18 protein-coding genes and 1 tRNA gene are annotated in these 12,250 nt (G+C 36.3%); 6 read left to right on the forward strand and 13 right to left on the reverse strand.

All coding sequences use genetic code 11. The features are described from left to right. From D6734_12225 to plsX, 6 genes are all read left to right on the forward strand, one after another. Nucleotides 1-179: Hsp20/alpha crystallin family protein (locus D6734_12225; GenBank protein RMF92424.1), on the forward strand; the 179-nt coding region annotated here is incomplete at its 5' end. Nucleotides 180-205: 26 nt separating this feature from the next. Continuing rightward, a complete protein-coding gene (gene lon / locus D6734_12230; protein RMF92440.1) occupies nt 206-2,581 on the forward strand; it encodes an endopeptidase La in 2,376 nt (791 codons plus the stop codon). 1 nt (nt 2,582) lies between these two features. Continuing rightward, the gene (locus tag D6734_12235; protein RMF92425.1) at nt 2,583-2,876 is read left to right on the forward strand and encodes a hypothetical protein; all 294 of its coding nucleotides are present in this window, start codon (nt 2,583-2,585) and stop codon (nt 2,874-2,876) included. 6 nt (nt 2,877-2,882) lie between these two features. Beyond that, the gene (locus D6734_12240; protein RMF92426.1) at nt 2,883-3,113 is read left to right on the forward strand and encodes a DUF177 domain-containing protein; all 231 of its coding nucleotides are present in this window, start codon (nt 2,883-2,885) and stop codon (nt 3,111-3,113) included. 22 nt (nt 3,114-3,135) lie between these two features. Continuing rightward, on the forward strand, nt 3,136-3,321 hold the full coding sequence (locus tag D6734_12245) for a 50S ribosomal protein L32 (GenBank protein RMF92427.1): 186 nt from the start codon (nt 3,136-3,138) through the stop codon (nt 3,319-3,321). 27 nt (nt 3,322-3,348) lie between these two features. Beyond that, nucleotides 3,349-4,428 carry a phosphate acyltransferase PlsX gene (gene plsX, locus D6734_12250; GenBank protein RMF92428.1) on the forward strand — a complete coding sequence of 360 codons (1,080 nt, stop codon included), beginning with the start codon at nt 3,349-3,351 and terminating at the stop codon, nt 4,426-4,428. On the opposite strand, the gene alr is transcribed toward plsX, so the two are convergent. The 13 genes from alr to D6734_12315 form a co-directional block, all read right to left on the reverse strand. Then, on the reverse strand, nt 4,425-5,549 hold the full coding sequence (gene alr / locus D6734_12255) for an alanine racemase (GenBank protein ID RMF92429.1): 1,125 nt from the start codon (nt 5,547-5,549) through the stop codon (nt 4,425-4,427). The genes plsX and alr overlap by 4 nt on opposite strands. Before the next feature lie 15 nt (nt 5,550-5,564). Further along, a complete protein-coding gene (dnaB, locus tag D6734_12260) occupies nt 5,565-6,920 on the reverse strand; it encodes a replicative DNA helicase (protein ID RMF92441.1) in 1,356 nt (451 codons plus the stop codon). Nucleotides 6,921-6,943: 23 nt separating this feature from the next. Then, entirely contained in the window at nt 6,944-7,399 is a 456-nt protein-coding gene (locus tag D6734_12265) for a 50S ribosomal protein L9 (GenBank protein RMF92430.1), read from the reverse strand. A 17-nt stretch (nt 7,400-7,416) separates the two neighbouring features. Continuing rightward, nucleotides 7,417-7,665: a 30S ribosomal protein S18 gene (gene rpsR, locus D6734_12270; GenBank protein RMF92431.1), complete on the reverse strand. Its 249-nt coding sequence runs from the start codon at nt 7,663-7,665 to the stop codon at nt 7,417-7,419. A gap of 20 nt (nt 7,666-7,685) precedes the next feature. Beyond that, nucleotides 7,686-8,093 (reverse strand): single-stranded DNA-binding protein, encoded by a 408-nt coding sequence (gene ssb / locus D6734_12275; GenBank protein ID RMF92432.1) that lies wholly within the window; start codon nt 8,091-8,093, stop codon nt 7,686-7,688. Nucleotide 8,094: 1 nt separating this feature from the next. Further along, entirely contained in the window at nt 8,095-8,466 is a 372-nt protein-coding gene (gene rpsF, locus D6734_12280) for a 30S ribosomal protein S6 (GenBank protein ID RMF92433.1), read from the reverse strand. A 3-nt stretch (nt 8,467-8,469) separates the two neighbouring features. Beyond that, entirely contained in the window at nt 8,470-9,045 is a 576-nt protein-coding gene (locus D6734_12285; protein RMF92434.1) for an aminoacyl-tRNA hydrolase, read from the reverse strand. A gap of 38 nt (nt 9,046-9,083) precedes the next feature. Beyond that, complete coding sequence (locus D6734_12290) at nt 9,084-9,785, reverse strand: 50S ribosomal protein L25 (GenBank protein ID RMF92435.1); 702 nt, start codon at nt 9,783-9,785, stop codon at nt 9,084-9,086. A gap of 12 nt (nt 9,786-9,797) precedes the next feature. Further along, nucleotides 9,798-10,739, reverse strand: a complete 942-nt coding sequence (locus D6734_12295; protein ID RMF92436.1) for a ribose-phosphate pyrophosphokinase — start codon at nt 10,737-10,739, stop codon at nt 9,798-9,800. Between the two features lie 26 nt (nt 10,740-10,765). After that, nucleotides 10,766-10,837, reverse strand: a tRNA-Gln gene (locus tag D6734_12300). Nucleotides 10,838-10,889: 52 nt separating this feature from the next. Continuing rightward, nucleotides 10,890-11,174 carry a septation regulator SpoVG gene (gene spoVG, locus D6734_12305; GenBank protein RMF92437.1) on the reverse strand — a complete coding sequence of 95 codons (285 nt, stop codon included), beginning with the start codon at nt 11,172-11,174 and terminating at the stop codon, nt 10,890-10,892. Continuing rightward, entirely contained in the window at nt 11,165-12,055 is an 891-nt protein-coding gene (locus D6734_12310) for a 4-(cytidine 5'-diphospho)-2-C-methyl-D-erythritol kinase (protein RMF92438.1), read from the reverse strand. Before D6734_12310 ends, spoVG begins: the two co-directional genes overlap by 10 nt. Beyond that, nucleotides 12,052-12,250 (reverse strand): hypothetical protein (locus D6734_12315; protein ID RMF92439.1); only part of this gene is annotated, 199 nt, incomplete at its 5' end. The genes D6734_12315 and D6734_12310, both read right to left, overlap by 4 nt.

Here is a 12,250-nt window from a genome sequence, read left to right on the forward strand (position 1 = left end):
AAGATATAAGTTTTTTGCGAATGGAAAGAAAATTTGGATGGTTCAAAAGGACTGTAAAACTACCCGTTCCTTGCGATACCAATTCCGTTAAGGCTTATTATTCGAAAGGAGTTTTATCTATAATTTTTAGAAAAATTGAAAATAAACGCGGTGCTGTTAAAAGGATAACAATTGAATGATTTAATCAAAGGTTTTATCTATGGAAATGTTTGATGCTTTAAGTGTTGAAGATGCAAAAATACCTGAGGAATTGCCACTGCTTCCTTTAAGGGATATAGTTGTTTTCCCTTTTATGATTATTCCTCTTTTTGTTGGAAGAGAAAAATCTATCAGGGCTATTGATGCGGCGCTTGCTTCGGATAATAGGATGATTTTTTTGAGCGCTCAAAAAGACGGAGCCATCGAAAATCCCACTGAAGAAGACATAAATGTAATAGGCACAGTTGGGATGATAATGAGAATGTTAAAGCTTCCCGATGGCAGAGTTAAAATTCTTATACAAGGATTAGCAAAGGCCAAGATTGTTGATTATATACATAAAGCGCCTTATTTCAGTGTTAAGGTCGATTTAATAAGAGATAAAGCTATAGAGGTAAAAACACCTGAAGCTGAAGCCCTGATGAGAAGCATAAAGGAACAACTTCAGAAGGTAATATCTCTTGGACAAAGTATACCACCGGATATCCTTGTTGTGGCAGATAATCTCGATGATCCGGGAAGACTTGCAGATTTGGTTGTTTCCAATCTCAATATAAATGTAGATGAAGCACAGAATATACTTGAAACATCAGATCCATTAGAAAAATTGAAAAAAGTGGGCGATTTTCTCGCAAAAGAATTGGAAGTTCTAATGGTGAAGCATAAAATACAAAGCGAAGCAAAAGATGAAATGAACAAAACCCAGAGAGAATATTTTTTAAGGGAACAATTAAAGGCAATTCAGCGGGAATTGGGTGAAATTGATGAAAAAGGAGAAGAAATAAGAGATTTTCGTAGAAAGATAAAAAAAGCAAAGATGCCCAAAGATGTTCGAGAGGAAGCCAATAAACAGCTCAAACGGCTTGAAAGAATGCATCCTGATGCCGCAGAGGCAGGAGTTGTTAGGACATATCTTGAAACACTTGTGGAGCTGCCTTGGAGTAAGAGCACAAAGGATAACCTTGATATCAAAAAAGCTAAAGAGGTTTTGGATGAAGACCATTATGATTTGGATAAGGTTAAGGAAAGAATTCTCGAATATCTTGGAGTCTGTAAACTGAAAAAGGTGATGAAGGGGCCAATTCTCTGTTTTGTTGGTCCTCCCGGCGTTGGAAAGACATCTCTTGGAAAATCGATTGCCCGAGCTTTGGGAAGAAAGTTCATAAGAATTTCATTAGGCGGAGTTAGAGATGAAGCTGAGATTAGGGGGCATAGAAGGACTTATGTAGGTGCAATGCCCGGAAAAATCATTCAAGGAATAAAGCAGGCAGGGTATAACAATCCTGTCTTTATGATGGATGAGATAGATAAGTTGGGAATGGATTTTAGAGGCGATCCGTCATCTGCACTCCTTGAAGTTCTTGATCCGGAACAGAATGACAGCTTTACAGACCATTATCTCGGTCTGCCTTTTGATCTCTCAAAGGTTATGTTTATCACTACTGCAAACCTTATAGACCCTATTCCGCCTGCCCTTAAGGATAGAATGGAGATTATAGAGATTCCGGGATATACGGAGGAGGAGAAGGTTCAGATAGCGAGAAAATTCCTTATTCCAAGACAGATGGAGGAAAATGGAATAACAGACAAATATTTTGAAATATCTGATTCTGCTGTTTTAAAGATAATCACCGGTTATACAAGAGAATCAGGACTTAGAAACTTAGAACGCGAGATTGCCAAAATATGCAGAAAGGTTGCAAAAGATGTTGCCTCAGGAGAAAAGAAGAAGAAAAAGGTTACAGTTGATAACCTTCACAAATATCTTGGTGTTCAAAAGTATCTACGTGAATCGGAAAAGATGAAAAATGATATTGGAGTTTCAACAGGACTTGCTTGGACACCAAGCGGAGGTGAGTTGATTCATATAGAGGCAACATTGATGAAAGGGAAAGGTGCGCTTACTTTGACTGGACAGCTTGGTGATGTAATGCAGGAATCGGCAAAAGCCGCTCTTAGTTATGCTCGAAATAAAGCAAAAGACTTTAAAATCAATGAGTCCATATTTGCAAAAAGCGATATACATATTCATGTACCGGCTGGCGCCATTCCTAAGGATGGACCTTCTGCAGGAATAACTATGGCTACAGCGCTTATCTCTGCTTTGACCAAAAAGCCGGTAAATAACAATATTGCTATGACAGGAGAGATTACTTTGAGAGGCAGAGTTTTACCGATTGGAGGATTGAAAGAAAAATCTCTTGCTGCAAAAAGGGCTGGCATTGATACTATAATAGTGCCGAAAGAGAATGAAAAGGACCTTTATGAAATACCCTCAACCATAAAGAAAGGGCTTAACTATATTTTTGTCGAATCTATGGATGAGGTACTTAAATATGTCTTTTCAACTAATGGGAAAAGGCAGAATAAGAAGAGGAAGTAGTATGATGGATACTTTGAAAAAATATGTGGTAGATATTGGAGATATTCCTAAGTATGGATTTAAATTTGAGGAAAATATACCACTGAAATTAACAGAATCATATGATGCAGCCATAATCGAAGAACCGATTTTTCTTTCTTGTGAGATTTATAAAAAAGGGGAAAAAATAAAATCACAGGGATATATCTCTGTGAAAATTGAGTGTGAATGCTGCAGGTGTTTGGAAAAGTTTTCTCTTTTACTAAAATCATCATTTGATATCACGATTAGAAATAAACTTTTTTTTTTTTTTTAAAAAGAAATTGACCTTGAAGAGGAAATATATTTTATTGACGATGAATTTGTAAATCTTGTTGATATAGCCTTAGAACAAGTATCGCTTTCATTGCCAATAAAACCTCTCTGTAATGAAGATTGCAAGGGCTTATGTCCTGAATGCGGACAAAATCGAAATGAAAGGGAATGTAGATGTAAAGATAATTATATCGATCCAAGATTTGCTATTCTCGAGAAACTGAAAAAGAATCTTTAACAAACAGAAGGAGAAAATAACAATGGCTGTACCGAGCAGAAAAACATCAAGGACAAGAAGAGATAAGAGAAGAAGTCATGATGCGCTGAAAGCGCCCCAATATACTCTTTGTCCTCAATGTCAAGAACCAAAACTTCCCCATAGAGTTTGTAGAAACTGCGGATATTATAAAGGGAAGGAAGTGGTCAAGATTGAAACATCGTCATAATGCTATTTTTGACAGCAGGCGTTGATTATGATTGTATTGGATGCAATGGGAGGGGATTTTGCGCCCAAAGTTGCGGTAGAGGGTGCATATAAGGCGTTTGCTGAATTTGGCATAAAAACAGCACTAATAGGAAAAAGAGACGAAATTCAATCCTTCCTGCCAAATGATAGTAGAGCATCCAAACTTGAAATTATAGATGCATCTGAAGTCATAGAAATGAATGATATCCCTTCTGAATCATTTTATACAAAACCTGAATCGTCTATCCAGAAGGGGATACAGATGATAAAGGAAAAAAGAGCTGATGCCTTTATCAGTGCAGGCAACACCGGTGCTGTAATGTATGCAGCATATAAGATTTTAGGGACAATGGAGAATATTTCTCGTCCTGCAATAACATCGCCCATACCGACACCTAAAGGAACTAGTTATCTTTTGGACTGCGGAGCAACTGCGGAATCAAAACCTCAATGGCTCCGAGAATTTGCAATTATGGGACATATTTATTGTTCAAGATTTATTGGAATCGATAATCCTTCTGTAGGGCTTCTATGCAACGGTACTGAAAGGACAAAAGGGATCAGAAGTTTACAAGAAGCTTATGAACTTATTTCTGCAGAAAAGGAGATAAATTTCATAGGATTCATTGAGCCGAAAGATGTACTTAAAGGGAGAATTGATTTAGCAGTAACAGACGGCTTTTCAGGAAACATATTTTTAAAGACTATAGAGGCATGGGCTACAATGTTTATTGACCTCTATTCAGAAAGCCGAAACAAAAATCTAAAATCAAAAATATTTTCTTTTCTTTCAAAGACAGCTGTCAATGATGTCCTTGAAAGACTGAATGTTTCAAATTATGGCGGTTCTCCATTATTGGGAATAAATGGATTGGTTGTAATATGCCATGGAGAATCAAATGCAGAAAGCATAAAGAATGCCATCTATATTACAAATGAATATCTTTCAAAGGATTTTGTCAAAGTAATTTCAGGAGAAACTATTAGAATCTCTACAGAAACACGAAAAAGAGAAATACCGAAGCGAAAAGGACTATTCGCTTTTTGGAAATCTATTTTTAAGGAGGGTAGAAAGAAGAAGAGTTAGCTTCTTACAAAGACTCTATCTACTCTTTGCCCTATTGCACAAAGGATTTCATAAGGTATTGTTCCCACTTTTTTGGCTATATCATCAGCGCCAATACATTTGTTATTTTGAATTCCCATTAATACAACTTCATCACCCCTTTTAGCACCATCGATATCGGTAATATCTATCATAGCTTGGTCCATACATATTCTTCCCAATAAAGGGGCAAATTTTCCATTTACCAGCACATCAAAATTATTGGATAATTTCCTATTTAATCCGTCTGCATAACCGCAGCCAATGGTAGCAATTTTAGTTCGTCTTGAACATCTATAAGTGCGGCCATAGCTTATAAAGCTTCCTTCTTTGACTTCCTTGATATGCAAAATTCTGCTTTTCAATGTCATTACAGGTTTTAGAAGTAGATTTTTAGTTTTGTCTTCACAGGGCTTATAGCCGTAGAGCATCAATCCAATTCTCGGAGATGAATATATGGAATCAGGATATTTCAGAAATGCAGCGCTGTTTGCGGCATGAAAATTCGAACTTATGCATCTATTGATTATCTTTTTCTTGCATTCCTCAAAGGTAGATAATTGTTGAAGAGTGTAGCTATCGTCATCTGAATCAGCTTCGGCAAAATGCATCATTATCCCTTCAACTTCGATGTATTTGCAATCTTTTAAGAAATCAAGGAAGTCATTTATTTCTTCCGGCAGAATTCCAAGACGCCCCATTCCTGTATCTATTTCGATGTGTGCGGAGGCTCTTTTATTCTTTTTTTCTGCTATAGAATTAATCTCTTTACACATCACTTTTGAATAGATAACAGGAGTCAAATCATATTCTATGGCATAATTTATTTCTTCTCGAAGTAAACCTCCAAAAACAATGATTTTTGAAGAAATACCTGCTTCTCTTAATTCAATGCCCTCCTTTAAATAAGCAACAGCAAATTGATTGATTCCATTTTTTTCAAGGCATCTGGATACTTCAACTGCGCCATGTCCATATGCATTTGCTTTGACTACACAGAGCAAAGATTTTTGGGAAGGGAGATGTTTTTTTATTTCCTTGAGGTTGTTTTCAAGGGCATTGAGATTGATTTCTGCCCAAGTGAGATTTCTTATTTTCTTCATTTTCCTGCACACTTTTTATGTATATTCGTTTTGACTTAAATTTTCGAAGCGCGTGCAGTAATTGAGAAATGCTAATTTGACAGTACCTACAGGACCATTTCTTTGTTTTCTTATTATAATCTCCGCCACATTAAGATCACTGCCTGTTTCTGCATTGACATCTTCACGGTATATGAAAGCTACGAGGTCAGCATCCTGTTCGATTGCTCCTGATTCTCTAAGGTCGGCAAGTATTGGCCTTTTGTCTGTTCTTCCTTCAGGCGCTCTATTCAACTGAGAAAGTGCTATAACCGGAACATTTAATTCTTTGGCGAGCTCTTTTAATGAACGGGATATATCCGAAATTTCTTGTTGACGGTTTTCATACCTTCTTTCACCGCGCATCAGTTGGAGATAGTCTATTATGATCAAATCTACTCCAAAGATGCTTTTTATTCTCCTTGCTTTAGCCCGAAGTTCAAGAAGTGAGATACCGGGTGTATCATCAATAAAAATTTTTGCCTTGGAGAGTCGTCCTGCTGATCTCTGAAGGCGGTTTATTTGTTCCTTCATTTTATGGTCGAAAAATCCTGTTCTAAGGCGATGAATATCAACTCGAGCATCGGAGCAAAGCATTCTCATAGCAAGTTGTTCGGCTGACATTTCAAGACTAAATACAAGCACTTTTGCATCCTTTTCACAGGCTGCATATTGGGCTATATTCATTGAAAATGCTGTCTTACCCATACCGGGCCTTCCAGCTATGACGATTAAATCAGAGGGATGTAGCCCTGCCGTTTTGTCGTCAAAGTCAACAAAACCGGTTTCGATTCCTGTTATCTTTCCACGATTATGGTAAAATTCATCGATTATGTTTAAGCTTGAAGGTATTATTTTGTCTATTCCCATAGGTCCCTTGCTTATACTGCCTTGGGCAATTTCTGATATTTGGCTTTCTGCTTCCATTAAAAGTTCTGTTGAATCCGCATTTTCCGAATAACATTTCTCAAGAAGTTCTTTTGATGAGCTGAGAATTTTGCGCAACATCGACTTTTCTTTGACGATTTTTGCATAATGAAGAATATTTGCTGATGTGGGAATAACTTCAAGGAGAGAAGAAAGATAAAGGATTCCTCCTACCGCCTCTAATTGTTTTTTTTTATCGAGATGTTCTTTTAATGTTACTAAATCGATGGCTGAACCCATTTTGTCAAGCTCAACCATAGTTTCAAAGATTATTTTGTTGGATTTTACAAAGAAATCATCTGCATTTATGACTTCAAGACAAATATTTATTGAGTAATTATCAAGAAGGATTCCGCCTAAAACGGACTTTTCTGCATCAACACTGTGAGGAGGGACTCTTATAGCATCCTTATTGCTATTTTTCATTGAAAGTTTCAAAAAAGGTTGAATTATTCTTCTTCTTTTTCTTTTACAACCCAAACTTTAACTTCTGATGTCACTTCTGGATGGAGTTTAACCTGAATGCTGTAAACTCCTAAAGACTTAATGGGTTCTTCTAATAGAACATCTTTTTTATCAACTTCAAATCCTTCTGAGTTTAGCGCTTCTGCTATATCCGCATTGGTTACTGAACCGTACAGCTTATCGCCTTCTCCAGCGTGTCTTACAATAGTTACAGATATTTTTTTGATCTTTTTAGCAAGTTCTTCGGCAGCTTTTTTCTTCTTTTCTTCTCTTCTTAATTCTATTTTTTTCTCTTCTTCAAATATTTTTAAATTTCCTTTTGTTGCTAAAACGGCAAATCCTTTGGGAATAAGGAAATTTCTTCCATAGCCATTTTTTACTTTTACTATTTCGCCCTTTTTACCTAACTTATCGACATCCTTTCTCAACAATACTTCCATTTTAAAACTCCTTTTTTTTATCTTCCAACAGTGAATGGCAAAAGAGCCAAAATTCTTGCCCTTTTTATAGCTGTTGTAAGCTCTCTTTGGTGTTTTGCGCAATTTCCAGAAATCCTGCGCGGTATAATTTTCCCTCTCTCTGTCAAAAAATTTCTTAGTTTCTTTACATCTTTGTAATCGATTTCAATTTTGTTGGAGCAAAAATTGCAATATCTTTTCTGGTGAACTATTTTTCTTTTTGCCTTTTTTCTGTTTACTCTAACCATCATATCTCCCGTATTCTTAATTAAAATGGAACTTCATCATCTTCCGATTCGGTTGCTTCAATTGCTTCATCACCCTCGAAAGACGAAAACTGCCTGTCTCCTTTTGGAAGCAAAACAATATCGTTTGCTTCTATAAACATCTTTGACCTTTCTCTACCATCGTTGTCTGTCCATCTATTTTCTCTTAGCCTTCCATCAACCAATATGGGTGCGCCTTTTTTTAAATAATTACTGCACAATTCTGCAAGTTTATTCCAGGCATTGACTTCAATGAAAAGCACCTCGTCCTTTTTTTCACCTTCCTTTGTTTTATATTGACGATTTATAGCTATACGGAAAACGGCAACCGCTGCTCCGGAAGGTGCATAGCGAATTTCCGGGTCTTTTGTAAGATTTCCGCCCAAAATGACTTTATTATACCCTCTCATCTTAAGCTTCCTTTTGTACAGGTGTTTCAGCTGTTGCGGGCTTTACTGTCGAATCTTCCTTATTTAACCGTTTCTCTAAAGCTTCTTTTTTTATCTTGACAGTCAAGAATCTTATTACATTTTCTTCAATTCTCAAAAATCGATCGATTTCTTTTACGCTCTCTGGTGTTGTTGTATAGTTGAAAAGGATGTAATAGCCTTCTTCAAGCTTTTTTATGGGATAAGACAGTTTGCGTATTCCCCACTTTTCAACATTGAGCATTTTGCCATCTTTTTGTCTAACCATATCTTCTATCTTTTCTTCTACTTTTTTTTCTATTTCCTGCATATCAGCAGCAGGTTTTAATATAACAATTGTTTCATAAACTTTCACTTTCTAATTTTCCTCCTTATTTCTACTGTTGAATTTATTCATTGCTGCAGTTTCTCCATTTTCAATTATATATTCAACTGCTTCAGCAGCTATTTCTATTGCTTCTCTTATTTTGTCCTTTTCATCCTTGTTGGGAGATGAAAGCACATATTCAACAACATCTTCTTTATTAAAGGGCTTACCAATTCCTACTCTTATTCTTGAAAAATTGCTATCACCTAATACATCAATTATAGACTTTATCCCTTTGTGTCCTCCATGTCCTCCACCTTTTTTTATTTTCACCTTGCCAGGTAAAAGGTCTAAATCATCATGTATGACAATTACATCATCAATATTTACTGAATATTTTTCTAAAAAATACTTTACTGCATTTCCGCTTAAATTAACAAAAGTCCTCGGTTTTAAAATAACCGCATCCTTCCCTTCTATTTCAACTTCAGCCCAATATGATAATTTATGCCGTTGAAAGTTGAATCCAATTTTTTTTTTAAGGTAATCTATTACCTGCCAACCAATATTATGCCTAGTTGGCTTGTAAATCAAACCAGGATTTCCTATACCGCAAACAATTTTCAAATCAAATTACATTTTTAAATTGTAATATAAACTTCAAATCATTTCTCAGTTTTTTCTTCTTCTTTTGCCTCAGCAGGAGAAGATTCGCCTTCAGCTTCTTTCTTTTCTTCTTCCACTTTCCCTTCAACAGCTTCTTCAGCAGCTTCTTCAGCAAGTTCTTCTTCAGCCGGTTTAGCTTCTGCTTTAGGAGAAACTACGGAAACTATGGCTATTCCCGGATCTTCTAAAATTTTGACATCACTGCCAAGGTCTATATCAGAAACATGAATGCTCTCGTTTAAACCAAGGTTTGATATATCGACGGTGATTGCCTCGGGAATTGCATTTGGCAGCGCCTCAATATCGAGTTCTCTGTGGACAATATTGAGCAATCCTCCTTCTTCTGCCACTCCTTTGCTCTTGCCTGTAATCTTGATCGGGACCGTTATCGTAACCTTTTTGGTCATATCTATTTTCAAAAAATCAGCATGAATAATGTCACCAGTCACAGGATCCCTTTGTGTTTCTTTGAGAATAACATGTGAGTTGAAGTCTTCGTTTTCAACTTCTAATTCTACAATTGGATGTCCTGAAGGATTTTTTGCTAAAATATGAGAGATTTCCCTTTTCTCGAGCTGAATAGGCATATTTATCCCGTTGCCATATACAATTGCAGGAACTATTCCCTTTTTCCTGAGTTTTTTAGAAAATTCTTTTCCTGATTTTTCTCTTTTTGATACTTTCAAGCTTGTAATCTGCATTTTACATCCTCTTTAAACAAAAAGTGAACTTACTGATTGTCCTGTGTGAATATTGTTAATAGCTTTAGCCAAAAGGCTAGCTACTGAAAGTACTTTTATTTTGGGAATCTTTTTATTTTCATTTAAAGCGATTGTATTTGTTACTATAACCTCTTCAAGCGCTTCTGAATTGCTTATTCTTTCAATTGCAGGCCCTGACAATACAGGATGCGTGCAGGAAGCAAAAACCCGAACCGCTCCGTTCTTTGTCAAGGCGTCAACAGCCTGAATAAGGGTCCCTGCTGTATCAATTATATCATCGATTATGATTACATCCTTGTCTTTTACATCTCCTATTATATTCATAACTTTTGCTACATTTGGTGCGTCCCGTCTCTTGTCAATTATCGCTAACGATAATTTGAGCTTTTTTGCAATAGCCCGAGCCCTTTCAACTCCGCCTGCATCAGGTGAAATTACGACAAGAGAGCTAAAATTTTTCTTTTGAAGGTAATCGATCAGTACCGGTTCAGCAAAAAGATGGTCTACGGGGATGTTAAAGAAACCTTGAATTTGTCCAGCATGCAGATCCATTGTTAGAAGACGATTTGCACCTGCCGCTGTTATCAAATCAGCAACTAATTTCGATGTAATTGGGACTCGAGGCTGCACTTTTCTGTCCTGTCGAGCATAGCAGAAATAAGGTATAACAGCTGTTATTCTTCCGGCAGATGCTCTTTTTAGGGCATCTATCATTATAAGAAGCTCCATTAAGTTTCTATTTACCGGTGCTGAACCTGACTGAATCAGAAAAACATCCTTGCCTCTGACATTCTCATTGATTTGAACATGAATTTCACCGTCACTGAAGCGACCAACAAAAGCATCTCCCAAAGGAATATTCAAATTACTGCATATCTCCTCTGCAAGAGGCTTGTTGGAATTGCCACTAAATACCTTGATTTCCTGGTTCATTTTTACTTATCCCTTATTTTTGATTTTTGGGGCGGGAGGATTCGAACCTCCGCATCCAGGGACCAAAACCCTGTGTCTTACCGCTTGACGACGCCCCAATAAGAAAAATTTGTCATTCCTTTCGTCAAAGCACTGCTATGAGAGGTTTCATTAATCAGGTTGGACTGATTGCACCTCTTTCTTCAATATTTCTTTATTGTATTCTTCAAGAATTTTTTGTTCTATTTTCTGCCTTGTTTCGCTGTTGAGCGGATGGGCTAAGTCTTTGAATGTGCCATCCTTTTTCTTCCTGCTTGGCATTGCCACAAATAAACCTGTTTTGCCGTTGATAACCTTTAGGTCGCGGACAATAAAACAGTTGTCAAAAATAATTGTTACATAAGCTTTTAACTTCTCCTCATCAACAGGGTAAACTTTTACTTCCGTTATTTCCATTGCTGGCTCCTGTTAAAAATGTTGTTAATACCTTTCGCAAGATAAACTTTTTTGTATCTTGCCCTCGCCCTTATATATCCTTCAACTGCTTCCCTTTCTGAGGCAAACAATCCAAATACAGATGAACCACTCCCTCCCATAAGAGAAGCAATTGCTCCTAATTCTTTTAAATAAACCTTTATATCTCCAATTATTTTATGTTTAGAGATAGTCACTATTTCTAAGTCATTGTGTAAATATTTTTCCCACTTTGGAGATGGTCTTTCTCTTTTAATTAACGAAACAAATCCTTTAATATCTTTATTGCTTTTTGTCAATCCTAAATTTAATTGATTATAGATGTCTTTAGTGCTTACTACAATTTCTGGATAGATAATCAAAAAGTAACAATCGTAATTGATATTGAGATTGCCCACAACATCTCCTATTCCACCTATTATAGCAGGCATTCCATTGATAAAAAAGGGAATATCAGCGCCAATCTTCTTTCCCTCTTCCATTAATTTCGATAAAGGCAGATTTATATTCCAAAGGCGGTTTAAAATCTTCAAAGTTATTGCGGCATCGCTGCTGCCGCCTCCAAGGCCTGCACCAGCAGGAATCTCTTTATAAATTGTGATATTAACGCCCCCGGGAATATTGTAATTTTTTTGCAGTATTTCAGCTGCTTTATATGCAAGATTTTCTTTTCCTTGAGGAATGCTGCTTGAGGTGCAATTTACTTCAATTTTAGGGCTTTTTGTCAGTGTAAAATCGATTATGTCATATATACTGACAGGTATCATTATGGAAGAAATGTCATGAAATCCATCGTCTCTCTTGTAATTTACATAAAGGCAAAGGTTTAATTTTGCTGGAGATTTAACCGTAATTGTTTTCATTTCTCAATTTCCTTGATTAGGAAATTCATAGGGTTTTTTAAATCAAATTTTGTAGTATCTATATTGCTATTGATATTTATTTCCTTAATCCACAGTTTGAATATATCTTCACCTTTTGAGTTGGTAAATATTATTTTTTCAGGAAAATAAGCATCATCTACCTTCTTTTTTCCTTCATATCTAATGATGATGTTG

Source organism: Candidatus Schekmanbacteria bacterium, assembly GCA_003695725.1.
In the GTDB taxonomy this organism is placed as follows: domain Bacteria; phylum Schekmanbacteria; class GWA2-38-11; order GWA2-38-11; family J061; genus J061.